24 protein-coding genes are annotated in these 25,057 nt (G+C 59.4%); 9 read left to right on the top strand and 15 right to left on the bottom strand.

The window, feature by feature from the left end; genetic code table 11:
* Positions 1-3 precede the first annotated feature (3 nt).
* Both ribF and murJ read right to left on the bottom strand, forming a co-directional pair.
* A complete protein-coding gene (gene ribF / locus RYC17_RS25655) occupies positions 4-930 on the bottom strand; it encodes a bifunctional riboflavin kinase/FAD synthetase (protein WP_316904721.1) in 927 nt (308 codons plus the stop codon).
* Between the two features lie 122 nt (positions 931-1,052).
* The gene (gene murJ / locus RYC17_RS25660) at positions 1,053-2,591 is read right to left on the bottom strand and encodes a murein biosynthesis integral membrane protein MurJ (RefSeq protein WP_058408745.1); all 1,539 of its coding nucleotides are present in this window, start codon (positions 2,589-2,591) and stop codon (positions 1,053-1,055) included.
* A gap of 250 nt (positions 2,592-2,841) precedes the next feature.
* Here murJ and rpsT point away from each other — a divergent pair, with 250 nt between their 5' ends.
* Positions 2,842-3,120 (top strand): 30S ribosomal protein S20, encoded by a 279-nt coding sequence (rpsT, locus tag RYC17_RS25665; RefSeq protein WP_003344603.1) that lies wholly within the window; start codon positions 2,842-2,844, stop codon positions 3,118-3,120.
* Positions 3,121-3,324: 204 nt separating this feature from the next.
* Here rpsT and RYC17_RS25670 read toward each other — a convergent pair whose 3' ends face one another.
* From RYC17_RS25670 to rplU, 5 genes are all read right to left on the bottom strand, one after another.
* Positions 3,325-3,795, bottom strand: a complete 471-nt coding sequence (locus RYC17_RS25670; RefSeq protein ID WP_003318791.1) for a CreA family protein — start codon at positions 3,793-3,795, stop codon at positions 3,325-3,327.
* A 27-nt stretch (positions 3,796-3,822) separates the two neighbouring features.
* A complete protein-coding gene (gene proB, locus RYC17_RS25675; protein ID WP_005746379.1) occupies positions 3,823-4,941 on the bottom strand; it encodes a glutamate 5-kinase in 1,119 nt (372 codons plus the stop codon).
* An 89-nt stretch (positions 4,942-5,030) separates the two neighbouring features.
* The gene (cgtA, locus tag RYC17_RS25680; protein WP_316904722.1) at positions 5,031-6,254 is read right to left on the bottom strand and encodes an Obg family GTPase CgtA; all 1,224 of its coding nucleotides are present in this window, start codon (positions 6,252-6,254) and stop codon (positions 5,031-5,033) included.
* A gap of 216 nt (positions 6,255-6,470) precedes the next feature.
* Positions 6,471-6,746 carry a 50S ribosomal protein L27 gene (rpmA, locus tag RYC17_RS25685; protein ID WP_002551972.1) on the bottom strand — a complete coding sequence of 92 codons (276 nt, stop codon included), beginning with the start codon at positions 6,744-6,746 and terminating at the stop codon, positions 6,471-6,473.
* A 32-nt stretch (positions 6,747-6,778) separates the two neighbouring features.
* Positions 6,779-7,090: a 50S ribosomal protein L21 gene (rplU, locus tag RYC17_RS25690; protein ID WP_002551971.1), complete on the bottom strand. Its 312-nt coding sequence runs from the start codon at positions 7,088-7,090 to the stop codon at positions 6,779-6,781.
* 239 nt (positions 7,091-7,329) lie between these two features.
* Between rplU and RYC17_RS25695 the strand changes: the two genes are divergently transcribed.
* The gene (locus RYC17_RS25695) at positions 7,330-8,298 is read left to right on the top strand and encodes a polyprenyl synthetase family protein (RefSeq protein ID WP_058400303.1); all 969 of its coding nucleotides are present in this window, start codon (positions 7,330-7,332) and stop codon (positions 8,296-8,298) included.
* An 81-nt stretch (positions 8,299-8,379) separates the two neighbouring features.
* Here the strand turns inward: RYC17_RS25695 and RYC17_RS25700 are convergent, their stop codons facing one another.
* The 5 genes from RYC17_RS25700 to selD all read right to left on the bottom strand — a co-directional run bounded on the left by RYC17_RS25700 (position 8,380) and on the right by selD (position 13,053).
* Positions 8,380-9,276: a LysR family transcriptional regulator gene (locus RYC17_RS25700; protein WP_058400302.1), complete on the bottom strand. Its 897-nt coding sequence runs from the start codon at positions 9,274-9,276 to the stop codon at positions 8,380-8,382.
* A 58-nt stretch (positions 9,277-9,334) separates the two neighbouring features.
* On the bottom strand, positions 9,335-9,922 hold the full coding sequence (locus RYC17_RS25705) for an NAD(P)H-dependent oxidoreductase (RefSeq protein ID WP_058400301.1): 588 nt from the start codon (positions 9,920-9,922) through the stop codon (positions 9,335-9,337).
* 198 nt (positions 9,923-10,120) lie between these two features.
* Entirely contained in the window at positions 10,121-10,885 is a 765-nt protein-coding gene (locus RYC17_RS25710) for a sulfite exporter TauE/SafE family protein (protein WP_058400300.1), read from the bottom strand.
* A 33-nt stretch (positions 10,886-10,918) separates the two neighbouring features.
* Positions 10,919-12,019 carry a tRNA 2-selenouridine(34) synthase MnmH gene (gene mnmH, locus RYC17_RS25715; protein WP_316904723.1) on the bottom strand — a complete coding sequence of 367 codons (1,101 nt, stop codon included), beginning with the start codon at positions 12,017-12,019 and terminating at the stop codon, positions 10,919-10,921.
* A complete protein-coding gene (gene selD, locus RYC17_RS25720; protein WP_122281640.1) occupies positions 12,019-13,053 on the bottom strand; it encodes a selenide, water dikinase SelD in 1,035 nt (344 codons plus the stop codon). The genes mnmH and selD overlap by 1 nt, the downstream gene beginning before the upstream one ends.
* Before the next feature lie 235 nt (positions 13,054-13,288).
* Between selD and RYC17_RS25725 the strand changes: the two genes are divergently transcribed.
* Genes RYC17_RS25725 through phnE form a run of 4 tightly spaced genes read left to right on the top strand, consistent with a single transcriptional unit; the run spans position 13,289 to position 16,519 of the window.
* Positions 13,289-14,140, top strand: coding sequence for a putative selenate ABC transporter substrate-binding protein (locus RYC17_RS25725; protein WP_003408408.1), 852 nt, complete (start codon positions 13,289-13,291; stop codon positions 14,138-14,140).
* On the top strand, positions 14,137-14,934 hold the full coding sequence (locus RYC17_RS25730) for a phosphonate ABC transporter ATP-binding protein (protein WP_316888288.1): 798 nt from the start codon (positions 14,137-14,139) through the stop codon (positions 14,932-14,934). The genes RYC17_RS25725 and RYC17_RS25730 overlap by 4 nt, the downstream gene beginning before the upstream one ends.
* On the top strand, positions 14,928-15,755 hold the full coding sequence (locus RYC17_RS25735) for a PhnE/PtxC family ABC transporter permease (protein ID WP_122281642.1): 828 nt from the start codon (positions 14,928-14,930) through the stop codon (positions 15,753-15,755). The genes RYC17_RS25730 and RYC17_RS25735 overlap by 7 nt, the downstream gene beginning before the upstream one ends.
* The gene (gene phnE, locus RYC17_RS25740) at positions 15,752-16,519 is read left to right on the top strand and encodes a phosphonate ABC transporter, permease protein PhnE (protein WP_122281643.1); all 768 of its coding nucleotides are present in this window, start codon (positions 15,752-15,754) and stop codon (positions 16,517-16,519) included. Before RYC17_RS25735 ends, phnE begins: the two co-directional genes overlap by 4 nt.
* 66 nt (positions 16,520-16,585) lie before the next feature.
* Here phnE and ggt read toward each other — a convergent pair whose 3' ends face one another.
* From ggt to RYC17_RS25755, 3 genes are all read right to left on the bottom strand, one after another.
* Entirely contained in the window at positions 16,586-18,313 is a 1,728-nt protein-coding gene (ggt, locus tag RYC17_RS25745; RefSeq protein ID WP_122281644.1) for a gamma-glutamyltransferase, read from the bottom strand.
* Between the two features lie 205 nt (positions 18,314-18,518).
* On the bottom strand, positions 18,519-19,406 hold the full coding sequence (mmsB, locus tag RYC17_RS25750) for a 3-hydroxyisobutyrate dehydrogenase (protein ID WP_122281645.1): 888 nt from the start codon (positions 19,404-19,406) through the stop codon (positions 18,519-18,521).
* Positions 19,407-19,439: 33 nt separating this feature from the next.
* Positions 19,440-20,966 carry a CoA-acylating methylmalonate-semialdehyde dehydrogenase gene (locus RYC17_RS25755; protein ID WP_122281646.1) on the bottom strand — a complete coding sequence of 509 codons (1,527 nt, stop codon included), beginning with the start codon at positions 20,964-20,966 and terminating at the stop codon, positions 19,440-19,442.
* A gap of 158 nt (positions 20,967-21,124) precedes the next feature.
* Here RYC17_RS25755 and RYC17_RS25760 point away from each other — a divergent pair, with 158 nt between their 5' ends.
* The 3 genes from RYC17_RS25760 (at position 21,125) to RYC17_RS25770 (ending at position 24,987) form a co-directional block, all read left to right on the top strand.
* Positions 21,125-22,072: a LysR family transcriptional regulator gene (locus tag RYC17_RS25760; RefSeq protein WP_122281647.1), complete on the top strand. Its 948-nt coding sequence runs from the start codon at positions 21,125-21,127 to the stop codon at positions 22,070-22,072.
* A 273-nt stretch (positions 22,073-22,345) separates the two neighbouring features.
* Positions 22,346-24,433: a type VI secretion system tip protein TssI/VgrG gene (tssI, locus tag RYC17_RS25765; RefSeq protein ID WP_316904724.1), complete on the top strand. Its 2,088-nt coding sequence runs from the start codon at positions 22,346-22,348 to the stop codon at positions 24,431-24,433.
* Positions 24,430-24,987: a DUF4123 domain-containing protein gene (locus RYC17_RS25770; protein ID WP_122281904.1), complete on the top strand. Its 558-nt coding sequence runs from the start codon at positions 24,430-24,432 to the stop codon at positions 24,985-24,987. The genes tssI and RYC17_RS25770 overlap by 4 nt, the downstream gene beginning before the upstream one ends.
* Positions 24,988-25,057: the final 70 nt, after the last annotated feature.

Here is a 25,057-nt window from a genome sequence, read left to right on the forward strand (position 1 = left end):
CGGTTAGCCATGCCAATGGGCACGGGCGGCGGCGACGTCCGCATTGATCGCCGTCTTGAGCGCCTCCAGTGAGGCGAAACGCTGCTCATCACGCAGCTTGTGGTGGAAAGCCACCGTCAAACGCCGGTCGTAAAGGTCGCCGGCAAAATCCAGAAGGTGCACTTCAAGGTGGGCACTGCCATCACCCGCTACTGTCGGGCGCACGCCGATGTTGGCGACCCCCGGCCAGATTTTGCCGTCGATGTCCGTGCTGACCAGGTAAACCCCGCTCAACGGCACACGACGACGCTTGAGTTGCACATTGGCGGTGGGCGTACCCAATTGACGCGCCAGCTTCTGACCATGCAATACCCGTCCAGTGATCTGGAACGGACGACCAAGCATGCGCTCGGCCAGGGCAAAATCCGACGCAGCCAAGGCCTTGCGTACCTTGGTACTGCTGACCCGGATGCCATCTATTTCAACGGTCTGCGCCGCCTCTACAGTAAATCCATACGTCGTGCCGGCCTGTTGCAGGAAGTCGAAATCGCCGACCCGGTCAAAACCGAAGCGAAAATCGTCGCCCACTTCGAGGTGCTGAACGCCGAGGCCGTCGATCAGCACGGTTTCGACGAAACTCGCCGCACTCAGCTTGCACAGTCGCTGATTGAAGGACAGGCAAAGTACCCGGTCAACGCCTTCGGCACTCAGCAGCTCGAGCTTGTCACGCAGGCGGGCCAGACGTGCCGGAGCGGTCTCGGGTGCAAAGAACTCACGCGGCTGCGGCTCGAAAATCACCACACAGCTGGGCACACCCAATTCGACGGCACGCTCGCGCAGACGCGCCAGGATAGCCTGGTGGCCGCGGTGAACGCCGTCGAAATTGCCAATCGTGGCGACGCAGCCCCGATGTTCGGGGCGCAGGTTGTGAAGGCCTCTAACCAGCTGCATAACGCACTTCTTGCTCATAAAGTGGCCGATTATAACCACACACGGCCGTGGGCGACAGGCAACACACCAAGACCGGATGAAGGTTCTTGGCGTGCCCCCGGAAAACAACGATCAAACGGGGCCTACATAATGGCCTTGCGGGCGAAATCCCTCAGGCGAAAGCCCAGCAACAGAAGCATGGCGAAGTAAGTCACGACACCCGCCGCAACCAGCGCACCCAGACGCAGAAAACGCTCCAGCATGTGACCTTCATCCCACGCCGGCATGACGTGCATGAGCCCGAGCAGCACAGCCGACATCGCCGCAACAGCGACCACCAGTTTCAATAAAAACACCGTCCAGCCAGGTTGCGGCTGAAACAGATCCTGTTTGCGCAACTGCCAGAACAGCAACCCGGCGTTGATACACGCCCCCACACTGATGGCCAGCGCCAGACCGGCATGCTGCAAGGGCACGATGAAGGCCAGATTGAGCAACTGGGTCACTATGAGGGTGAAGATCGCGATTTTCACCGGTGTGCGGATATTTTGTTGCGCATAAAAGCCGGGGGCCAGCACTTTGATCAGGATGATCCCCAGCAAGCCGACTGAATAGGCAACCAGAGCACGTTGGGTCATGGCCGAATCAAGCGCATCGAATCTACCATACTGGAACAACGAAACGGTCAACGGCTCGGCGAGCAACCCCAGCGCCAATGTGCAAGGCAGGACCAGCACGAAACACAGTCGCAGGCCCCAGTCGAGAATCCGCGAATATTCCTGACGATCGCGCTGCGCGTAGGTTTTCGACAGGATCGGCAGCAGGATTGTACCCAGCGCCACACCCAGCACGCCGGAGGGTAATTCCATCAGACGGTCGGCGTAGTACATCCATGACACCGAACCGGCGACAAGGAACGAGGCAAATATCGTGTTGATGATCAGAGAAATCTGACTGACAGAAACGCCAAGGATGGCAGGCAGCATCTGTTTCATTACGCGCCAGACGCCGGTATCACGCAGATTCAGGCGCGGCAGCACCAGCATGCCGATCTTTTTCAGGTGCGGCAGTTGGTAAAGCAGTTGCAGCAGCCCCCCCACCAGAACCGCCCAGCCCAGCGCCATAACCGGCGGATCGAAGTACGGGGTCAGGAACAGCGCGAAGAAAATCATGCTGACATTGAGCAGCGTTGGTACGAACGCAGGCACCGAGAAACGGTTCCAGGTATTGAGGATCGCGCCGGCCATCGAGGACAGGGAGATCAGCAATATATAAGGAAAGGTCACCCGCAGCAGGTCCGAGGTGAGCGCGAATTTTTCCGGGGTGTCGACAAAGCCGGGGGCAGTGGCCCAGATCACCCAGGGCGCAAAGATCACCCCGAGCAGCGTCACCAGTGCCAGCGCCAGGGTCAGCAACCCGGTGACGTAGGCGACAAAGGTGCGAGTCGCCTCCTCCCCTTGCTGGCTCTTGTATTCCGCCAGAATAGGCACGAACGCCTGGGAAAAAGCGCCCTCTGCGAAAATCCGGCGCAGCAGATTGGGCAGTTTGAAGGCAATAAAGAACGCATCCGTGGCCATTCCGGCTCCGAAAGTGCGCGCGATGATGGTGTCGCGAACAAAGCCCAGAACCCGGGAAACCATGGTGATAGAGCTTACGGCGGCGAGTGACTTGAGTAGATTCATTGAAAGAGTTGTGCGCCTTGGCAAAGGATGGGCGATTAAGCCAGCCATTTATGCGATACTTCGCGCCGCAAAAACGCCCGAAGCAAAGGCCGCGAGTTTACAGGTCACAGGCCGGAAATAAATCCTCCGGTCAAATGTAGCAACCACTCAGCGGAACACCTTAACTGCCCTTGACAAGACTTCAACTCATCGGCATGATTCGCGGCCTATTTTGTTTGCTATTTCACAAAGTCTTTCGAGGAGCTCGACGGTGGCCAACACACCTTCCGCCAAAAAACGTGCAAAACAGGCTGAGAAGCGTCGCAGCCACAACGCCAGCCTGCGTTCCATGGTTCGTACCTACATCAAGAATGTAGTTAAAGCCATCGACGCAAAAGACGCAGAAAAAGCGCAAGCCGCTTATGTTCTGGCTGTTCCTGTTATCGACCGTATGGCCGATAAAGGCATCATCCACAAGAACAAGGCTGCTCGCCATAAAGGTCGTCTGAACGGTCACATCAAGGCCCTGAGCCTTGCTGCTGCAGCCTAAGCGACCCGCTTGTTAAAAAACCGACCTCAGGGTCGGTTTTTTATTGCCTGCTGGAAAGTAGCCGGTGCAACGGAAACCTGTGACGCAGAGCGTCACGACAGGCATTTTCCCACGCTGGAGCGTGAGGAACGATAATTCAACTATCGTGCGACGCTCCGCATCGGCATGCCGTTCTGGACGCTCTGCGTCCACCCCTGCGCCACATCAAGGCGCGGGCGCGGTTGTCCATGGCAGGATCGGGATTGCGGTCACGGCATTCTGCGGGCTGCCTTCGATGACCCGGTCGCTGTAGACCAGGTACACCAGCGCGTTGCGCTTCTTGTCGAAGAACCGCACCACCTGCATGGTCTTGAAGACCAGCGAGGTACGCTCCTTGAACACCTCGTCGCCGTCCTTGAGGGTTTCCTTGAAGCGTATAGGCCCGACCTGACGACAGGCGATAGACGCCTCGGCACGGTCCTCGGCCAATCCCAGACCACCCCTCACGCCACCGGTCTTGGCGCGTGACAGGTAGCACGTCACGCCGTCGACCTTGGGATCGTCAAACGCCTCGACCACAATGCGGTCGTTTGGCCCGACCATCTTGAACACCGTCGACACCTGACCGATCTCTTCAGCCGAGACCAGCACCGGCATCAGCAACGCGGCTGCCAATAAACCTTTCATGAAGCGCATCAAATAGTCCTTTTTTGCAGCCTCGAGTCAGACGAGGATCAGGTTGTCCCGATGAATCAGCTCGGGCTCGGCCATATAGCCCAGCTCGCGCACGATGGATTCGGAAGAGTGACCAATGATTTTCTGGGCTTCGATGGCACTGTAGTTGCTCAGCCCACGAGCGATTTCGCGACCGTCCGGGGCGACGCAGACGACCATCTCGCCACGCCGAAAGCTGCCCTGGACCAGCTTGACACCCACCGGCAGCAGGCTTTTCTGATCCTTGGCCAGCGCCGCAACAGCGCCATCGTCCAGCACCAGCGTGCCGCGAGTTTGCAGGTGCCCTGCCAACCATTGCTTGCGCGCCGCGAGCATGCCGCGCTCAGGAGACAGCAATGTACCCAAACGCTCGCCACCCTTGAGCCGCGCCAGCACACGCTCGATACGCCCACCGACAATGACGGTATGCGCACCGGAACGCGCCGCCAGTCGCGCAGCACGCAACTTGGTCTGCATACCGCCGCGCCCCAGTGCGCCGCCTGTACCACCAGCAACCGCATCCAGCGCAGGGTCATCGGCGCGCGCTTCGTAAATGAGTTGCGCATCCGGGTTGTTGCGCGGATCAGCGTCGAACATGCCGTCGCGGTCAGTCAGGATGACCAGCAGATCGGCCTCGACCAGATTGGCAACCAGCGCCGCCAGCGTATCGTTGTCGCCGAAACGGATTTCGTCAGTGACCACTGTGTCGTTTTCGTTGATGACCGGCACAACCCCAAGCTCGACCAGCGTGCGCAGGGTGCTGCGGGCATTGAGGTAGCGCTTGCGGTCTGACAGGTCGTCGTGGGTCAGCAGAATTTGCGCAGTATGCCGGCCATGCTCGGCAAAACTCGATTCCCACGCCTGCACCAAGCCCATCTGACCGATGGCCGCAGCAGCCTGAAGCTCATGCATGGCACTGGGTCGGGCCGTCCAGCCAAGACGGCTCATACCGGCAGCCACCGCCCCGGAAGACACCAGCACCAGCTCGACACCCGCCTCATGCAGCGCCACCATCTGCTCCACCCAAACACCCATGGCGTTGCGATCCAGGCCCTTGCCATCCGCGGTCAGCAAGGCACTGCCAATCTTCACAACCCAGCGCTGGGCGCCCGTCACTTTGCTGCGCATCTTCTTCCAACCTTAGCCAGAGATTTTCAAATTCGGGATACAAAAACGCCGCTGACAATCGTAGCGGCGTTCAAGTTTACTTCAAGCGATCAGTCACGGACGTAAATGATTTCCGGACCATCTTCATCGTCCACGTCTTCTTCATCCCAGTCATCGTCACCAATGTCATGCACGCTCTTCACGCCGCTGCGACGCAGTGCACGCTGATCGTCCAGTGCCTGCAACTGGGCACGGGCCTCGTCTTCGATGCGCTGATCCAGCTCGGCCAGCTCTTCAGCGTAGCCAGGCTCCTCGGCGATACGCTGGCTGCGCTCTTCGAGGTAACGCATGATGTCGCGGGTCAACTGCTCGGTGCCTTCTTTGGCAATCGCAGAGATCACGTAAACCGGGCCAGTCCACTCCAGGCGATCAACGATCTCCTGCTTGCGCGCTTCCTGCTCCTCTTCAAGGATCTGGTCGCACTTGTTCAGCACCAGCCAGCGATCACGCTCGGTCAGCGACGGGCTGAATTTTTCCAGCTCGTTGACGATCACTTCGGCGGCATCCGGAGCACTGCTTTCATCCAGCGGTGCCATATCGACGAGGTGCAGCAGCAGGCGGGTACGCGCGAGATGCTTGAGGAAGCGAATCCCCAGACCAGCACCATCGGATGCACCTTCGATCAGGCCTGGAATGTCGGCCACCACAAAGCTCTTCCAGCGATCGACACTGACCACGCCCAGGTTTGGCACCAGCGTGGTAAATGGATAGTCGGCGACTTTTGGCTTGGCGGCGGATACCGAACGAATGAAGGTGCTCTTGCCAGCGTTTGGCAAGCCCAGCAAACCAACGTCAGCCAGCACTTTCAGCTCAAGCTTGAGATCACGCTGATCACCCGGCTTGCCCGGCGTGGTCTGACGCGGAGCGCGGTTGGTACTGGATTTGAATCGGGTGTTACCCAGACCGTGCCAGCCGCCCTGGGCGACCATCAGGCGCTGACCGTCCTTGGTCAGGTCACCAATGATTTCCTGAGTAGTGGCGTCGATGATGGTGGTCCCGACCGGTACACGCAGCACCAGCTCTTCACCCTTGCGACCCGTGCAGTCTGCGCTACCGCCATTAGAGCCGCGCTCGGCGTCGAAGTGACGGGTATAACGGTAGTCGACCAGCGTATTCAGGTTGACGTCGGCGACCATGAAGATCGAGCCGCCATCACCACCATCACCACCGTTCGGACCACCGTTTTCAATGAATTTTTCGCGACGGAAGCTCATGCAACCGTTGCCGCCGTCACCGGCTTTTACTCGAATGGATACTTCATCTACAAATTTCATAACGCACGCCTCCCGCCACAGGGACGAGCAGAACCACATAAATTACATAAGACTCTTGCAAAAATGAGCGTTGCGATACCGATCAGAAACCAGCGACCCCAAGGGTCAACATCACAACAGCCCGCACAAACAGTTTTGCAAGAGACTCACCTGCCTCTCTACCTCTACAAACAAAAAAGCCCCGTCGCAAGACAGGGCTTTTAAGCAACTGCGTGATTACGCTGCGGAGACTTCAGTCTTCGGAACGATGCTCACGTAGCGGCGACCGAAGGCGCCCTTGACCTGAAACTTGATCACGCCTTCCACTTTCGCGAACAGGGTGTGATCTTTACCCATGCCAACGCCGTAGCCAGCGTGGAATTGGGTACCGCGCTGACGCACGATGATGTTGCCAGGAATGATAGCCTGGCCGCCATACATCTTCACGCCAAGGCGTTTGGCTTCTGAGTCGCGCCCGTTACGGGTACTACCACCAGCTTTTTTGTGTGCCATGAGTCAATTCTCCAAATGAGGATTAGGCTGAATTAAGCCTGAATACCTGTGATTTTGATCTCGGTGTACCACTGGCGGTGGCCCATACGCTTCATGTGGTGCTTACGACGACGGAACTTGATGATACGAACCTTATCGTGACGACCTTGCGAAACCACTTCAGCCACAACGGTAGCGCCAGCAACAACTGGAGCACCGATGTTGACGTCGTCGCCATTACCAACCAGCAGAACGCGGTCGAAAGTGACGGATTCGCCAGTAGCGATTTCCAGTTTTTCAATTTTCAGGTATTCACCTGGGGCGACTTTGTACTGCTTGCCACCGGTAACAATTACTGCGTACATGGTATTTCTCCGAAAATCCTGCTCACCCAGCTCTTTATAAGAAGAGTATCGGCTGGCATGGCTGCATGGGGCTGGAACGGCCCGTTTGCATTGCGTAAGGCAGGTGCTGCCCAGGAAAGTTAGGGTGCGCGATTGTACGCAAGGCATTCGTGTGTTGCAAGAGGCGGGTCGTCATACCTTGACACGCTCTACCCCGCGACCTAGCATGCGGCGCAACCTATCCGGAGCACGTGTCGCTGATGCAACCCCAAGCCTTCTATCGCGCGGTGGCGGACGACTTTAGTGCCGTTGACCTTATCATCAAAAAGCAACTGACGTCGCGCGTACCGCTGGTCTCGAAAATCGGTGATTACATTACGTCGGCAGGCGGCAAGCGTCTGCGTCCGTTGCTGGTACTGCTGTGTGGCAAGGCGCTGGGCCGCGAAGGCGATGACCTTCGCCTGCTGGCCGCCACCATCGAATTCCTCCACACCGCAACCCTGCTGCATGACGACGTCGTCGACATGTCCGGCATGCGTCGTGGTCGATCCACCGCCAACGCGCTGTGGGGCAATGCGCCCAGCGTGCTGGTCGGCGACTTCCTGTATTCGCGCTCGTTCGAAATGATGGTCGAACTGGGTTCGATGGAAGTCATGAGAATCCTGTCCAAGGCGACCCGTATCATTGCCGAAGGCGAAGTGCTGCAGTTGTCGAAGATTCGCGACGCCAGCACCACTGAAGAAACCTACATGGAAGTGATTCGCGGCAAGACAGCCATGCTGTTCGAAGCCTCGACTCACAGTGCCGCAGCCCTGTGCAACGCATCAGAGGTACAGAGCGAAGCGCTGCGCACCTTCGGCGACCACCTGGGCGTGGCTTTCCAGCTGGTCGATGACCTGCTGGACTACCGTGGCGATGCCGAAACCCTGGGCAAGAACGTCGGCGACGACCTCGCCGAAGGCAAGCCTACCCTGCCGCTGATCTACACCATGCGTGAAGGCAGCCCGGAGCAGGCCGCACTGGTTCGTCAGGCGATCCAGAAAGGTGGTCTGGAAGACCTGGAAAGCATTCGCAATGCCGTGGAAAGCGCCGGAGCGCTGGACTACACCGCACAACTGGCCCGTGACTATGCCGCCCGCGCGATTGCCTGCCTGGACGCCCTGCCGCCCAGCGAGTACCGGGATGCATTGGTCGAGCTGAGCGAGTTTGCGGTCGCCCGCACACACTGAAAGCCATCGCAGCAGAAAAGCCCGTCCAGCGTGACGGGCTTTTTATTACCTGCGCATAACCCCCATCACGCTCAAGCGCCTTCAGTGCGTGTAGTAGGCAAGTTTCTCCTGCATAAAATCCAGAAAACACTGAATCCTCAACGCCAGTCGCGTATTGCGGTAGTACACGGCATGAATCGGCTGGCGATAGCCACTGTTGGCGCCTTTCAACAGACAGACCAGCCGCCCCTCGCGCAGGTCATCACGGGTCATGAAGTCGGAAAGACAGGCGATGCCCACGCCCTCCAGGACCAGATGGCGCAAAGTGTCACCGCTGGATGCCGAGATTGCAGGCTTGATGGACAGGCGATCACCTTCAGCGTGGCGCAACGGCCATTGATTAAGAAATTCCACGTGTGTGAAACCGACCAATACGTGTTGCGCCAGTTCTTCTGCGGTTTTCGGGGTGCCGTGACGTTGCAGGTAGGCCGGGCTGGCAACGATATTCAGCGGGCAACTGCCCAGCGAGCGTGCATGCAGGGTCGAGTCAGGCAGCGCGCCGATTCGAATGGCGATATCGGTGCTCTGCTCAAGCAGGTCGATGAACCAGTCATCACTGTTGAGTTCCAGTTCGATGTCCGGGTAGCGCTGACGAAACTCCGCCACATGCGGCACGATGCAATGCAGCATGAACGGTGACGCGGCATTGACACGCAAACGGCCGGCGGGCGTCTGCCGGGAGGAAGAGAGCCTTTCTTCCAGGCTTTCCATCTGCTCAAGGATGTGACGCGCACGCTCCAGAAAGAACTTGCCCTCCTCGGTCAAGTCCATGCGCCGCGTGGTGCGGTTGATCAGCGTGGTTTCAAGCTTGGCTTCCAGACGCGACAGGGTACGGCTGACACCGGAGGGCGTCTGGCCCATTTTCTCTGCCGCTGCGGAAATCGAACCGCTTTCGATAACCGAGACAAACACCTGTAACTCATCGGATCGGGCTTTCATTGTTGTCCCCTGCTCAACACTCAGGGGATATTAACGCTGTTCAGTGCAAAAGTTGCGCTCACTGCGCAGCAAACACCTTGGCCAGATGAGCCTGGTAACGCTGCACATCCGCTTCGATATTGGGCATTTTCATCACGTCCACTGCCAGAAACGTCGGCAGCCCGATCATACCCAGAAACTCGTTGGCCTTGTGAAACGGGAAGTACACCGCGTCGACACCCTTGGCCTCGAAGAAATCAGAAGCGTCATCGAAGGCTTTCTGTGGCGCATTCCAGGTCGCGGAAATCATGTATTGCTTGCCCTGCAGCAAGCCACCGCTGCCATACGTCTGCGACGCATCCGAACGGGTGCGGCCGTCATTGGCGTACAGGCTGCCGTGCCCTTCGGTGAACACTTCATCAATGTATTTTTTCACTGTCCACGGCGCCCCCATCCACCAGCCAGGCATTTGCCAGACGATGACATCGGCCCAGAGAAACTTCTGCACTTCCTCGGCCACGTTGTAACCGCCGTCAATGAAGGTTTCCTTCACATCAAAACCGGCACGGTCCATGAACGCCACACCAGCCTGATGCAGGGTTGCGTTATAACGACCATCGGAGTGCGCGAACTGCTTGCCGCCGTTGAGGAACAATACTTTTTTCATGGCTGATCTCTCGCTACCCGACCCCGCCCGTCTTGAGGCTGAGATGGAGGTGATTAATGGATGAGCCGAGAGTAAAGAGATGTGCGCCCATGAGTAAGACAGCGAAGGGCAAAATACTCTTGCTTCACAGTCACGAATGGCGTTAAGACTATTGAAAAAAATGCCTGAGCGGATGAAGACAGGTTTACCCCATCAGGCTCAACCCTTTATCAGCAGGTGCAGCCCTAACAGCCCCATGCCGATGAAGAACACGCGCTTGAACAGCGCCGCGCTGATTCGCTGACGCAGCCACTGCCCCAGCAGCATGCCCAACAGGGCTGGCATCAGCGCCAACGTGGATGCGCCCAGTTCTGCGCCGCCCAGCGCACCGTTCCACGACAAGCCCGCTGCCAACGCCAGCGTGGAAACAGTGAAGGACAACCCCAGCGCCTGCACCAGTTGATTGCGTTCAAGCCCCAAAGCCTGCAAATAGGGCACCACGGGAATCACGAACACGCCGGTGGCCGAAGCGATAACCCCGGTAATCAGGCCGCACAACGGCCCCAGCCAGCGCTCTTTGGCGGCCGCGACCCTGAAGGTCGGCAGCAACAGCCCGCTCAATGCATAAAGAAACAGCGCACCGCCCAATGCTCGCGTCATCGAATGACTGCCGCTCATGCCAAGCCAGAAAGCCCCGGCCAGAGTACCAATGAGAATCATGCCCAGCGTCGGCCATAGCCGCTTCAGCAGCGGTCGCAGGTTTCCGCCCGTCGACAGTTGCCAGACGTTGGTGAAGGTCGATGGAATGATCAGCAGCGCCGCAGCCTGCGCCGGCAGCATGGCCAGCCCCAGTAAGCCCATCGCTACAGTGGGCAGGCCGAGGCCAATGACACCTTTGACCGTGCCGGCCAGCAGAAAAGTGCCGATCACCAGCGCCGAAAGGCCCCAGCCGAGGGTTTGATAGAAGTCGAGAATTGAGTGCATGGCATCCCTGCCGAGGTCGATAAAAAGTGGGGCCTAACGTTTGTCAGACCGCTCGCGCAAATAGGCCAGCACGTCCATTTGGTTGCCGGCGAATTCGATACGCGCAGCTTTATGTTCGCGCTGATAAGCGTACATCGGGTCGTAATATTCGCCGAGCAGGCCCTCGATCCAGCCCCTGTGCGGATCAACCTTACCGCTGCGCTGTTGCTCGTCCAGCGCTGCCTGCATAAGGCCGGACAAGCGTTGATGACGCTCGCCGCCCAGGCGTTTGTGAATGTTGTTCAGGCTCTGCAACAGACGCTCAGCGAACAGGCCAAAGCCCTGCGATTCGCCTTTGACGCTGATGAACTCTGCGCAGAGGTTGACCACATAATCCGCCAGAATGCGCTCGACGCGGTTCTCGAAGCTGTCTTCCAGCCAGACCATCGGGCAGCCTTGCATTGCTTGATGAAGCTCCAGCGGCACGTTGCAACTGCCGACCAGACGGCTTTCATCTTCCACGACGAATTGTTCGATACCGGCTGCGCGCTTCTTGAGCAGGTCGATGGCCAGCCGGTTCTCGAAGTCGATCTGCGCCGGTTGCCCGGTGGCACGCTTGCCGAAGCTGGAGCCGCGGTGGTTGGCGATGCCTTCCAGGTCCAGGCTGTTGCGCAGTTGCGTCAACACTTCGGTCTTGCCCGTGCCGGTCATTCCGCCGAGCACGACGATCTCGCATTCGCTCACCGCCTCGTGCAGGGTATCCAGCAGGAACGTGCGCATCGCCTTGTAGCCGCCAATGATGCGCGGGTAGTCGACCCCGGCATCCTTCAGCCAGCGCTGGACCGTCTGCGAGCGCAGCCCGCCGCGAAAGCAATACAGGTAGCCATCCGGATTGGCCCTGGCGAACTCGACCCACGCATTGACGCGTTCATCCTTGACCTGACCACAGACCAATTGATGCCCAAGCTGGATAGCGGCGTCCTGGCCGTGTTGCTTGTAGCAGGTACCGACCTTCTGCCGCTCGATGTCATTCATCAGCGGCAGGTTGATCACGCCCGGAAACGCGCCCTTGGAAAACTCCACCGGAGCACGAGCGTCCATCATCGGCACGTCATTGAGAAAAAGTGTGCGGTAGTCGCTGCTGTTGTCGGCCATCAGAACACCTCGACGGCGTGGGTCTGTCGCTCACGTAGGGTGCCGATAGGGTTGAGCAGCAGGCCCAGTTCGGCAGCCACCTTCAGAAACTCCGCCTCACCTTCAGGGCTGACCGCGACCAGCAGACCGCCGCTGGTCTGTGGGTCGCACAGCAGGTCGCGCTGGGCATCGCTCAGCGCAGCGATCCTGTCGCCATAGCTTTCAAAATTGCGCAACGTGCCGCCCGGCACACAGCCCTCGGCAATGTAATGCTCGACGCCGGGCAGGCGCGGTACAGCGGCGTAATCCAGACGAGCGGTCAAGCCTGCACCATCAGCCATTTCAACCAGATGCCCGAGCAGACCGAAGCCGGTGACATCGGTCATTGCCAGCACCCCGGCCAGCTTGCCGAAGCGACTGCCCGGCTTGTTCAAGGTACACATCCAGTCGCGCGCCAGACCAATGTCTTCATCGCGCAACTTCGACTTTTTCTCGGCGGTGGTGAGGATGCCGATGCCCAACGGCTTGGTCAGGTACAAGGTGCACCCCGCCAGGGCGGTGTCGTTGCGTTTCATGTGCTTTTTCTGCACCACGCCGGTCACCGCCAGACCGAAGATCGGCTCCGGCGCGTCGATGGAGTGCCCGCCCGCCAGCGGAATACCGGCAGCGTCGCAGACGGCACGACCACCGCGAATGACTTCACGCGCCACTTCTGGCGGGAGGATATTGACCGGCCAGCCGAGGATGGCGATGGCCATCAGCGGATCGCCGCCCATCGCATAGATATCACTAATGGCATTGGTCGCGGCGATACGGCCGAAGTCGAACGGGTCATCGACGATGGGCATGAAGAAGTCAGTGGTCGAGACCACGCCGCGCTCGTCATCCAGTGCATAGACCGCCGCGTCATCGCGCGAGGCATTGCCGACCCAGAGCTTGGGGTCGAGGTTCTGAGCGCCGCTGCCAGCGAGGATCACGTCCAGCACCTTGGGGGAAATCTTGCAGCCACACCCTGCTCCATGACTGTACTGGGTCAGGCGGATTGGCTCATTCATTGCGACACTCTCGGTTACTGGGAAACAGGCTGTGGAGTCTAGGGGCTGTTCCCTTATCAGCGCAAACCGCGTCGTGCGCCGATCGTGCACTCGGGCGATGAATCTGCCGAACTGGCCTTTCTCGCCATGCCTCTTATAATCCCCGCGCATCACCACCGAATTCTGTGAAGCGCCGCCTGCTCGTGCTGGCGGGCGTCACGTTATCCTTTTTCCGCTATTGAACCGGAGAACCTCCATGCTCAAGCGTACCCTGGCGCTCGCCGCCGGCCTTGCCCTGTCCTTCTCCGCCCTGACCAGCCACGCTGCCGACACCCTGCGCGTCTCGGCCATTCCCGACGAAGCGCCCACCGAACTGCTGCGCAAGTTCAAGCCGCTGGGTGCTTATCTGGAGCAACGGCTGGGCATGAAAGTCGAGTTCGTTCCGGTCGCCGATTACCCGGCAGTGGTCGAAGCACTGGCCACTGACCGGCTCGACATGGCCTGGCTGGGCGGCTTCACCTTCGTTCAGGTCAACCTCAAGACCGGTAATGCGGTGCCACTGGTACAGCGTGAGCAGGATGCGAAATTCACCAGCAAATTCATCACCTCCGACCCAAACGTGAAAACCTTGGCGGACCTCAAGGGCAAGACGTTTGCCTTCGGCTCGGTGTCGTCGACATCCGGCAGCCTGATGCCGCGTTATTTCATGCTCAAGGAAAACATCAAACCGGAAACGTTCTTCAGCCGCGTCGCCTATTCCGGTGCGCATGACGCAACCGCAGCGTGGGTTCAGGCGGGCAAGGTCGATGCAGGCGTGCTCAATGCCAGCGTCTGGGACAAACTGGTCGCCAGCGGCAAGGTCGACACCAACAAGGTTCATGTCTTCCAGACCACACCGGCTTATTTCGACTACAACTGGACTGTACGCGGCAGCCTCGACCCGGCGCTGGCGGCGAAAATCAAACAGGCCTTCCTTGACCTTGACCCGGCCAACCCGGAGCAGAAGGCAATCCTTGATCTTCAGGCTGCCAGCCGCTTCATCGAGACCAAGCCAGAGAACTACAAAGGCATCGAAGAAGCCGCTCGCGCTGCCGACCTGCTGAAATGACCCTGCGTCTGTCCGGCATCGAACTGCGCCACAGCGATGGCACACTGGCGTTGCGCGGTCTTGATCTGAACATCGCTGGTGGCGAGCGGGTCGCGATCATCGGGCCGTCGGGTGCGGGCAAAACAACGCTGCTCAACCTGCTGGCCAGCGCGTTGCCGCCCAGTGCCGGACAACTGGAAGTGCTGGGGGCTGATCCCTGGCAGCTCTCCAGCAAACGCCGCCAGCGACTGCGTAGCCGCATTGCGCTGATCCATCAGGCACCGCCGTTACCCGCGCGCCAGCGGGTCATCACTGCAGTGTCGGCGGGCAAACTTGGTCAATGGGGGCTGGGCAAAAGTCTGCTGAACCTGCTGCACCCACTGGACGTTTCTGGCACCCGCGAAGTGCTGGCACGTCTGGACCTCGCGGACAAACTGTTCGAGCGCTGCCAGCAGTTGTCTGGCGGGCAGCTGCAACGCGTTGGCATCGCCCGCGCCTTGTATCAGGCACCTGAACTGCTGCTGGCCGACGAGCCGGTTTCGGCGATGGACCCGCGTCTGGCCGATCACACCCTTGCGCTGTTATGCCAGCACGCCATCGAGCACCACGTGACGCTGGTCGCCAGTCTGCATGCGGTGGAGCTGGCGCTGGCGCACTTTCCGCGAATCATCGGGGTGCGCGACGGGCAAGTTCACTTCGACCTCGCCGCAAACGAGGTCGACCGGCAGCATCTCGACACCCTGTATGCCAATGAACAACTGAGCCCTCAGCCTGCCCCGGATGTGGCTGAAACACTCTGGACGTCGCGATGCTGACTCAGGATCAGCGCGACCCGGCGGCAACGCCACGCCTGTTGCTGACGCTGCTGACGGTCGCCCTGCTCTGGCCGGGCATTCGGCTGGCCGAACTGAACCCGTTTGTATTACTGCAAGCCGATAACGCCAGGACGATGGGCAGCTTTCTCGCTGGGTTCTGGCCGGTGGCGCACTCTGCAGAATTCCTCGGGCTGTTGCTGGAGGCGACATTGCAAACGCTGGCTATCGCCACGGCTGGCATCGCCCTTGCTCTGCTGCTGGCTGTACCGGCAAGCCTGCTCGCCAGCAAGGCGCTGTCCCTGTCGGCCGCCTCACGCGGCGGGCGTCCCGGCTGGCTCGGCCAATGCCTGCGCTGGCCGGTACGCGGCGTGTTGATCTTCCTGCGCAGCGTGCCGGAAATCGTCTGGGCGCTGTTGTTCGTGCGCGCGGTCGGCCTGGGCCCGACGGCCGGCGTGCTGGCCATCGCCATCACCTATGCGGGCATGCTCGGCAAGGTGTACGCGGAGATTTTCGAATCGGTGGACCAACGCCCGGCCCACGCGCTGCTCCAGGCAGGCAGCGGTCGCCTGGCCGCGCTGGCTTACGGCATCCTGCCCAACGCGGCCGCCGAATTGACGTCGTACACTGTGTACCGCTGGGAGTGCGCCGTGCGCGCTTCGGTGGTCATGGGTTTCGTCGGCGCAGGCGGACTGGGTCAGCAGATCGACCTGTCGATGCGCATGTTCGCCGGTGACGAAGTGGCGAGCATGCTGCTGACCTTCCTGCTGCTGGTGCTGCTCGCCGACCAGCTCAGCCGCCTGCTGCGCAGGCAGTTCACATGAAGCGCGCAGGCAATCTGCTGCTGGTGCTGGCGATGATTACGGCAGTGATCGCATCGTTTATGTACCTCGGCCTCGACCTCTTCACCCTGGGCAATCATGACAACCTGACACAGATGGGCCGTTATGCATTGCGCTTCATGAGCCCGGACCTCAGCAGTGAGCATTTGCAGGCAATCGGCCAGGGCGCTCTGGAAACGCTGGCCATGTCGGCACTTGGCACGTTGCTGGCTGCCATCGCAGGTTTGTTGCTGGCATTGCCCGCTGCCGGTCGCCTGGGCTGGCCGTTGCGCAGCGTGAGTCGTCTGCTGCTCAATGCACTGCGTGCCATTCCGGAACTGGTGTGGGCCGTGTTGATGGTGCTGGCTGCCGGGCTCGGCCCCAATGCAGGCACGCTTGCGCTGGCACTGCACACCACGGGCGTTCTGGGCCGTCTGTTTGCCGAAGCGCTGGAAAACACCGCGCCCGAGCCCGCCGCTGCCATTCGCCTGCAAGGCGGTAGCGCCTGGCAGGCATTCGGCTATGGCACCCTGCCCAACCTGTGGCCGCAGTTGCTGGCCTACACGCTGTACCGCTGGGAGAACAACATTCGCATGGCCAGCGTGCTGGGTTTTGTTGGCGCGGGTGGGTTGGGCCAGATGCTTTACATAAGTCTCAGCCTGTTTCAGGAAGCGCAGGCCAGCACCGTGATTCTGGCGATGCTGATCCTGGTGTTCGCCGTTGACGCGTTGAGCGGCTGGAGCAGACAGCGTTGGGTAAGCAACTGACCCGGCACCAGAAACGAAAACGCCACGGTCCTGAAGCTCGGAACCGTGGCGTGATCACAGAGTGACTCAGTAGCCCAGTGACAACCCGGTGTTGCGACGCGGGTCGTTGGCACCGTAGAAGCGGTTGTTACCGACCGGTTTGCCGCCCAGCGAAGGCGCGCCGACCAGAATCGCTGCCACATGATTGAGTGGCTGCGGACCGGCAAACTTGTGGCCCCAGCTCTCAAGAATCTTCAGCGTGTCAGGGCTGACCGCGAAGGTATCGATGTTGGTTTCCTCAGGCTGCCATTGCTGGTGGAAGCGCGGCGCATCCACCGCTTCCTGAATGTTCATGCCGTAGTCGATGACGTTGAGCATGGTCAGCAGCGTGGCGGTAATGATGCGGCTGCCGCCCGGCGTGCCGACGACCATCACAGCCTTGCCGTCCTTGGTGACGATGGTCGGGCTCATCGAAGACAGCGGCGTCTTGCCCGGCGCGATGGCGTTGGCTTCGCCCTGCACCAGACCATACATGTTGGGCACGCCGACCTTGACGGTGAAGTCATCCATTTCGTCGTTGAGAATCACACCGGTCTTGCTGGCCATCACGCCCGCGCCGAACCAGTTGTTCAGGGTGTAGGTCACCGAGACCGCATTGCCCCATTTGTCGACGATCGAATAATGGGTGGTGTTGCTGCCTTCATGGGGCGCGACGCCCGGTTTGATCTTGTTCGAGTCGCCAGCCTTTTGCGGCTCGATGGCCTCACGCAGCTTGGCCGCGTACTTCACGTCCAGCAGGTGCTCGACCGGGTTCTTGACGAAATCGGGGTCGCCCAGATAGCTGTTGCGGTCTACGTAGGCATGACGCATGGCTTCGATCTGATAATGCATACCCTGCGCCGAGCGGAAGCCCAGCTCTTTCATCGGGTAGCCCTCGAGGATGTTCAGAATCTGGCAGATGACCACGCCACCGGAACTTGGAGGTGGCGCTGACACCACGTGGTAGCCACGGTAGTCGCATTCGACCGGAGCCAGCTCGCGGGTCTTGTAATGATCGAGGTCGGCCTGGGTGATGATGCCCTTGCCAGCCTGGCTTGAATCGACCAGAGCCTTGGCGACCCAGCCCTTGTAGAAACCATCGCTGCCCTTATCGGAGATTTCTTTAAGAGTCTTGGCCAGGTCTTTCTGCACCAGCTTCTGACCGACCTGCATCGGCTCGCCCTTGTCGAGGAAGATCGACCCGGAATCAGCCATATCTGCCTTGAACACCTCCGTGGCGCTCGACAGCATGTCGACATCGCCCTGACCCAGCACAAAGCCCTCCTCGGCCAGCTTGATCGCCGGGGCGATAACTTCTTCGCGTTTGCGGGTGCCGTACTTGCTCAGGGCCATTTCCATGCCGGACACGGTGCCCGGCACGCCAACGGCCAGATGACCTTTGGCACTGAGATCAGGAATGACCTTGCCGTCCTTGTCCAGGTACATGTTGGCCGTCGCGGCCAGAGGTGCCTTTTCGCGGAAGTCGAGGAAAGTCTTGCGCCCGTCCGCCAACTGGACGGTCATGAAGCCGCCGCCACCGAGGTTACCGGCCGCAGGATAGACCACCGCCAGCGCGTAACCGACCGCTACAGCCGCATCGACGGCGTTGCCGCCAGCCTTGAGTACATCGACACCCACATGGGTAGCCAGGTGCTGAGCCGTCACGACCATGCCGTTTTCGGCGGCAACCGGGGCTTGTGATGCAGCAAATGAGGGGGAATAAGCGACGATCAATGCCGTCGCTATCAGCGATCTGGCGAGGGGTTCGAACTTCATGGTCGATCTCTTCTTTTTCTGAGTCAGGGACGTTTGATGAGTGGAGCGCCAGCCTCCAGGCGAGGATGCGGCGCTTCTCGTCGAAGCGTACCGAGCATCCCTGCGCTGATCTGACGAAGTCCAAAGTAGCCGGTTCTGCCACGTTTTCCTAATGTAAAAACCGGATACAAAGCTACGCCCCACTGATTCCCGACACGGGTGACGGCTAGGCTTTCGGGCGATACCCCTCAATGATCGCCGAGAAGTCCTTGCTGCCATCACCGCGCAGACTCATGGCCTGATAAAGCTGCTGCGCAACCGCGCCTAGAATCACTGGTTGATGCGCAGCGCGCGCAGCCTCGGTTGCCAGGCCCAGGTCCTTGAGCATCAACTCGGCGCCAAAGCCGCCGCTGTAGCCACGCGACGCGGGGGCCGTTTCGACAATGCCGGGCCACGGGTTGTAGGCCTCAGAACTCCAGCAACGACCGGTCGAGGTATTGATGATGCCGGCCAGCACTTGGGTATCGATACCCAGTGCATTGCCCAGCGCCATGGACTCGGCCACGCCGATCATGGAAATCGCCAGCAGCATGTTGTTGCAGATCTTGGCAATCTGGCCGGTGCCCACGTCACCACAATGCACGATGTTGCGGCCCATCTGCTCCAGCACCGGTTTGAGCACGGCAAAGTGCTCGACAGAACCACCGACCATGAAGGTCAACGTCCCGGCCTGCGCGCCACCGGTGCCGCCCGACACCGGCGCGTCGCCCAACACCACGCCTTGCTGTGCAGCGACAGCGGCGATGTCGCGGATGGTCTGCGGGTCGATGGTGCTGCAATCAACCGCCGGAACGCCGGGCGAAATGCCTTTCAACACCCCGTCGTCGTTCAGGTACACGCTACGCACATGCGCCGCTGCGGGCAGCATGGTGATGACCAGCTCACTGCCTTCGGCGGCCTGCCGGGGTGAGTCACTGACCTGTGCGCCCAGCTCGGCGAACTCAGCCAGTACGCTCTTGTTGAGGTCGAATACCTGCAAGCTGTGTCCGGCCTTGATCAGGTTGCGGGCCATGGGCGCGCCCATGTTGCCCAGACCGATAAATGCGATGTTCATTATTGTTCTCCTGGTCTGGCTGAGAGGCTGTGCTCAACGCAAATTGATCGTGGTATTCACGCCGTCGTTCACGCTGTCGTCATCGAACCAGCGGCTGGTAACGGTCTTGGTCTGAGTGTAGAACTGCACCACCTGTTTGCCATACGGTCCCAGGTCACCCAGTTTGGAACCTCGCGAGCCGGTGAAGCTGAAAAACGGCACCGGTACCGGAATCGGAATATTGATCCCGACCTGCCCGACATCGATCTCGCTTTGAAACTTGCGCGCCGCCGCGCCGCTCTGGGTGAACAAGCCAGTGCCGTTGCCGAACGGGTTGGCGTTGACCAGCGCGATAGCCTCATCGAGGGTATCGACCTCCAGCACAACCAGCACCGGTCCGAAAATTTCCTGGGTGTAGATCTGCATGTCGGTGGTGACACCCGAGAACAGCGTCGGCCCTATGAAATTGCCGCCCTCGTAACCCGGCACCGAAACCTCGCGACCGTCCAGTTCCAGCGTCGCGCCTTCACGCACACCGCTCTCGATGAGGTCCAGAATGCGTTGTTTGGCCCGTCGTGAAATCACCGGGCCGATGTCCGTGCCCGGCTCCTGACCGGCATTGACCTTGAGTGTCTGCGCCCGCGCCTTGAGGTCCGGCAGCCACTGTTTCGACGCACCGACCAGCACCACCACGGAGGTCGCCATGCAACGCTGGCCCGCTGCACCAAAACCTGCGCCCACCAATGCATTCAGCGTTTGCTCACGGTTGGCATCAGGCAGCACGACCGCGTGATTCTTCGCGCCCATCATCGCCTGCACACGCTTGCCGTGCCGACCAGCCAGATCGTAGACATGCGTGCCGACAGCGGTCGAACCGACAAAGGAAACAGCCTTGATGTCCTTGTGAGTGCAGATCGCGTCCACCACGTCCTTGCCGCCATGCACCACATTCAGCACGCCGGCCGGCACTCCCGCCTCAATCGCCAGTTCAACCAGCAACAGCGTCGACAGCGGGTCCTGTTCAGAAGGTTTGAGGACAAAGGTATTGCCACAGGCAATCGCCATCGGAAACATCCACAGCGGAATCATCGCCGGGAAGTTGAACGGCGTGATGCCCGCGCAGACGCCGATGGGCTGGCGCAAGGTGTAGGTATCCACGCCATTGGCAACGTTTTCGGCAAACTCGCCCATTTGCAGCGTGCCGATCGAACACGCGTGCTCGACCACCTCAAGGCCGCGAAAAATATCGCCCTCGGCATCGGCCAGGGTCTTACCTTGCTCGGCACTCAATACTGCCGCAATGCGTTTGGAGTGTTCGCGGATCAGCGCCTGCAATTTGAGCATGATGCGCATACGCACACCGACAGGCGTTTCGCGCCAGGTGCGATAGGCCGCGTGAGCCGCAGCGACAGCAGCGTCCACTTCACTGGCCGTGGCAAATGGCACCCGGGCGAGGACTTCCTGAGTCGCAGGGTTGACGATGTCTTGCCATTCACTGCTTTGCGAGTCTATCCACTCGCCGTTGATCAGCAGTTTTACGTGAGCAATGGTGGTTGTGGTGTCGTTCAACGAGGCGTTCATTTCAGCGGTTCTCCCTTCAGCAAACCACGCATCCAGCGCATGTGCAGATGGATCGCCGTGGTCTCCCGGCAGTCTTGTTTTTGAGTTGGTCAGGGGGCGTGCTTTGGAGTATAGATGTGCAAACTTCTAACAAGAACGCAGATAAAAGCAGGGTCAACATGCAAAAAAACATCACCTCCCTGGGGCTGTTGAACTGGGATGACCTGAAGTTTTTCCTTGAGGTGGCACGCACCCGAAAAGTCAGCAGCGCGGCCCGGCGTCTGGGCGTTGACTACACCACCGTGTCGCGGCGCATCAACTCGCTGGAAACCTCACTGGGCACACTGCTCTTCGAGAAATCGCGCAACAACGGCTTCATCATGACCGCCGAAGGTCAGCGCCTGCTGGGTTACGCCGAGTCCATCGAAAGCACACTGCACATGGCTTGCGAACAGGTTTCCGGGTCCAGCGTCGCGCTATCCGGGCATGTGCGCATGGGCTGCACCGAAGGCTTCGGCAGCTTCTTCATCACCCCGCAGCTGAGCCACTTTCTCGACAGCTACCCGAGTATTTCGCTGGATATCCTGCCGCTGCCGCACTTCATCAGCCTCTCGAAGCGCGAGGCGGATATCGTCATCGCCTTGGAGCGCCCCGAACACGGCCCCTATGTGTGTTGCAAACTCTGCGATTACAGCCTGCGCCTGTACGCGACCCAGACGTATCTGGACAACCACCCGGCCATCGAGCAAAAAGCCGATCTGAGCGAGCACGTCTTCATCAGCTACGTCGACGATCTGGCGTTCAGCTCCGAGCTGCTGTACCTGAGCAACCTGCTGCCCAACGCCCAGGCACAACTGCGCAGCACCAGCGTCATCGCCCAATACACCGCCGCACTACAAGGCCGCGCACTGGCGATCCTGCCGTGCTTTCTGGCCGCCCAAGACCCGAGGCTGCTGCCGGTACTGGCAGAAGAAGTGAACATTACTCGGCAATTCTGGATGTACTGCCGGGAGGACCTGCGCAAGTTGAAGCGAATCACGTTGCTGTGGGATTACATTCGGGAAGTCACGGAGTTGAATAAGGGTTTTTTGTTGGGGGAGAAGGTGGAGTTACGGTTTTCGAGATGATGCGCAAGAAGTTGCCTGGTCATGCCGTGTAACAGACGCACTGAATAGCTGAGGAGCAAGCTTCACGTACGTTTCGAGGCGCTGCGCAACATCGTGAAAAAGCGCGCAAGATGATGCGCAGATTTTGCTGCTTTTTTTGCTCCACGCACCTAAAACCCATCCTAAACTTCGCCAACCTACTGATTCATATATAAAAATATTATATGGCACCTTTCTTGTTATCTCTCACGCTATTCAGCGGGCGAATTCGTCCGTTACCGCGGAGAGTTTCGGATGTTCGCACCTGCCAGTCAGCCTCGTTTCAGCCTGAGCATCGATAGCCACAACGGCATTGATCATGGTTTTCAGGTAATCGCGTTTACCGGCCATGAGGCCATCAACCAGCCCTTCTGCTTTACGCTTGAGCTGGTCAGCGAGCGCATGTCGCTCGACCTTGAAGACCTGCTGAATCGTCCTGCATTTCTGCAGTTCGCGCCAGATGCTGGCGGCATTCATGGCTTGATTGATCAGGTATCCCAAGGCGACTCCGGCACACGCCTCACGCACTACTCGATCACCCTGCGCCCGCATCTGGCCCGGCTCAGGCATCGCACCAATCAGCGTATTTTCCAGAATCGCACCGTGCGGCAGATCATTGCGCAGGTACTGAAAGAACATCACCTGCTGACCAATGACTACCGCTTCAAACTCGGCACCACATACGCCAAACGGGAATACTGCGTGCAGTACAACGAGTCGGATCTGCATTTCGTCCAGAGACTGTGCGAAGAGGAAGGTCTGCACTATCACTTCGAACACAGCCCCACAGCGCACCAACTGGTGTTTGGCGATAACCAGATGGTGTTTCCTAAACTCGATTCGGTGATCTATCGCCGGGACAATGGCCTGGTGGCCGATAAGCCGGTCATAAAGCGTTTCAAGCTGCGCCTGGAAACCCGCGTCAACCGCACCACTCGCCGTGATTACCACTTTGAAAAACCCCTTCTGAAGATGGAAGGTTCGGCGGATATCAAGACGCAGCCTGATCTTGAGGACTATGACTACCCCGGCGGTTTCACCCACCGTGATCAGGGTCTGCAACGGGCGAATCGAGCCCTTGAACGCCACCGCCATGATTACCGGCTGGGCGAAGGTCAAAGCGATCAGCCTCGCTTGGTCAGCGGTCATTTTCTGCCATTGGATGGACACCCCAACGAGGACTGGAATGATCGGTGGTTGCTCACTGAGGTGCGTCACGAGGGTCGCCAGCCTCAGGTTCTTGAAGAGTCCGCACATAAAATCCAGAGCCCTGACAACTTTCAACAGGGCTATCGCAATACCTTTTTCGCTACTCCCTGGCAGGCCTTGTATCGCCCGCCTCTGCATCATCCCAAACCGAGAATATTCGGCAGTCAGACTGCGGTGGTGACTGGCCCGAAAGATCAGGAAATTCACTGCGACCGGCATGGCCGGGTCAAGGTGCAGTTTCATTGGGATCGTGAAGGCAGCGGCGATGACAAGAGCAGTTGCTGGCTGCGCGTGTCGTCCAGTTGGGCTGGTAATCGCTACGGTGGCATAACCATTCCGCGGGTCGGCATGGAAGTGCTGGTGACGTTTCTGGAGGGCGACCCTGACCAGCCATTGATCAGCGGTTGCCTGTACCACGCCGAACACATCCCGCCCTACGACTTGCCTGCGCATCAGACGCGCAGCGTGTTCAGAACCCTGAGCAGCCCCGGCGGCAATGGCTCCAACGAACTACGCATCGAAGACCGGGCTGGTCAGGAGCATATCTACATCCATGCACAGCGCGACTGGGACCAAAACATCGAGCACGAGCAGAAAATAAGAGTCGGTCATGAGCGACACGACCGGGTCGAGGGCAACAGCTACAGCGAGTTCAAGGCTGAGGAGCATTGCACTGTCGATAGCAACCGGCTGACCAAAGTCAAAGCGGACGATCACCTGACGGTGGGTGGAACACAGCACATCAGGGTAGTTGATGGGTTACTGGCACACGCCGGGCAGGAAATTCATCTCAAGGCCGGTAACAACGTGGTGATTGAGGCGGGACTGGAGATCACGGTCAAAGCGGGTGATTCCTTTATCAAGATCGACGCCAGTGGCGTAAGCATTACCGGCCCTCAGATAAAACTCAACTCAGGGGGCAAGCCAACCTTGGGCTCCGGCGCATCGCCCGCTTTGCCTGGGCTTGTGAAACAGGCAGATGACGATGGGCCGGGGCAGTTGCTGGCGCAGCGCCTGGGTGAACCAGGCCCGATAGTAGAGCTGTGCCAGAAACCCAGGAGCGGAATGCCCATGGACTGCCCGCTTGCCGATTGCAGCTGTCGCAGGGCTTTGCTGTCGAGAGGTCGGGCATGAACGTTTACGTGCTGCTGGAGCGCACCGACTCGCTGCTGGAACAACTCTACCAACGGCTGTCCGATCCAGCGCCAGCCGTGTTATTCGACAAGACCGAGCTGGCCACCTACCGGGAGAAAAGTCCGCTTCTTTTGAACACATCAGGCAGCAATACCCTCGTCGAGGCAATGCATGAAAAACCAGAACGCTGGCCCGGCCTGATCATCGAAAGCCCCTTTCCCGTCGACGTGTTGCTCGGCCATCTCCGGCACATTCTGTTTGTCAGGTTCGACGGACAACGCCGAGGCGTGCTGCGCTACTCACATCCTGTCACTGCCAGCTATTTCTTTACGGCAGAGCCCCCTCAATCCAGTGCCCAGTGGTTCGGCCCTATTTCCAGACTGGGCTGGTACGGCGGCACCTTGGAGGACCTTGCACAAGGCAAGCAGCGCTGGTTCGACGTTCGCAATCCACACGCACCTGATTGGCAACCGCCACAACCTCAAGTGACGTTCGCTTTAAACCAGCGGCAAGAAGACGCATTGCGGCTCCAGAACAAGGAGTTCTTACAATGACCAACGGCAGACTGAGCGCTGGACCATCCTGCGAAATGGACAAACTGATCGTCCAGATCGTGGGCAAGAA

The organism is Pseudomonas syringae group sp. J248-6 (assembly GCF_032586995.1).
Classification (GTDB): domain Bacteria; phylum Pseudomonadota; class Gammaproteobacteria; order Pseudomonadales; family Pseudomonadaceae; genus Aquipseudomonas; species Aquipseudomonas amygdali.

Coding starts and splice junctions, on each gene's coding strand:
- ribF (WP_316904721.1), bottom strand. CDS start 930: ATGCAGCTGGTTAGAGGCCTTCACAACCTGCGCCCCGAACATCGGGGC.
- murJ (WP_058408745.1), bottom strand. CDS start 2,591: ATGAATCTACTCAAGTCACTCGCCGCCGTAAGCTCTATCACCATGGTT.
- RYC17_RS25670 (WP_003318791.1), bottom strand. CDS start 3,795: ATGCGCTTCATGAAAGGTTTATTGGCAGCCGCGTTGCTGATGCCGGTG.
- proB (WP_005746379.1), bottom strand. CDS start 4,941: ATGCGCAGCAAAGTGACGGGCGCCCAGCGCTGGGTTGTGAAGATTGGC.
- cgtA (WP_316904722.1), bottom strand. CDS start 6,254: ATGAAATTTGTAGATGAAGTATCCATTCGAGTAAAAGCCGGTGACGGC.
- rpmA (WP_002551972.1), bottom strand. CDS start 6,746: ATGGCACACAAAAAAGCTGGTGGTAGTACCCGTAACGGGCGCGACTCA.
- rplU (WP_002551971.1), bottom strand. CDS start 7,090: ATGTACGCAGTAATTGTTACCGGTGGCAAGCAGTACAAAGTCGCCCCA.
- RYC17_RS25695 (WP_058400303.1), top strand. CDS start 7,330: ATGCAACCCCAAGCCTTCTATCGCGCGGTGGCGGACGACTTTAGTGCC.
- RYC17_RS25700 (WP_058400302.1), bottom strand. CDS start 9,276: ATGAAAGCCCGATCCGATGAGTTACAGGTGTTTGTCTCGGTTATCGAA.
- RYC17_RS25705 (WP_058400301.1), bottom strand. CDS start 9,922: ATGAAAAAAGTATTGTTCCTCAACGGCGGCAAGCAGTTCGCGCACTCC.
- RYC17_RS25710 (WP_058400300.1), bottom strand. CDS start 10,885: ATGCACTCAATTCTCGACTTCTATCAAACCCTCGGCTGGGGCCTTTCG.
- mnmH (WP_316904723.1), bottom strand. CDS start 12,019: ATGGCCGACAACAGCAGCGACTACCGCACACTTTTTCTCAATGACGTG.
- selD (WP_122281640.1), bottom strand. CDS start 13,053: ATGAATGAGCCAATCCGCCTGACCCAGTACAGTCATGGAGCAGGGTGT.
- RYC17_RS25725 (WP_003408408.1), top strand. CDS start 13,289: ATGCTCAAGCGTACCCTGGCGCTCGCCGCCGGCCTTGCCCTGTCCTTC.
- RYC17_RS25730 (WP_316888288.1), top strand. CDS start 14,137: ATGACCCTGCGTCTGTCCGGCATCGAACTGCGCCACAGCGATGGCACA.
- RYC17_RS25735 (WP_122281642.1), top strand. CDS start 14,928: ATGCTGACTCAGGATCAGCGCGACCCGGCGGCAACGCCACGCCTGTTG.
- phnE (WP_122281643.1), top strand. CDS start 15,752: ATGAAGCGCGCAGGCAATCTGCTGCTGGTGCTGGCGATGATTACGGCA.
- ggt (WP_122281644.1), bottom strand. CDS start 18,313: ATGAAGTTCGAACCCCTCGCCAGATCGCTGATAGCGACGGCATTGATC.
- mmsB (WP_122281645.1), bottom strand. CDS start 19,406: ATGAACATCGCATTTATCGGTCTGGGCAACATGGGCGCGCCCATGGCC.
- RYC17_RS25755 (WP_122281646.1), bottom strand. CDS start 20,966: ATGAACGCCTCGTTGAACGACACCACAACCACCATTGCTCACGTAAAA.
- RYC17_RS25760 (WP_122281647.1), top strand. CDS start 21,125: ATGCAAAAAAACATCACCTCCCTGGGGCTGTTGAACTGGGATGACCTG.
- tssI (WP_316904724.1), top strand. CDS start 22,346: ATGTTCGCACCTGCCAGTCAGCCTCGTTTCAGCCTGAGCATCGATAGC.
- RYC17_RS25770 (WP_122281904.1), top strand. CDS start 24,430: ATGAACGTTTACGTGCTGCTGGAGCGCACCGACTCGCTGCTGGAACAA.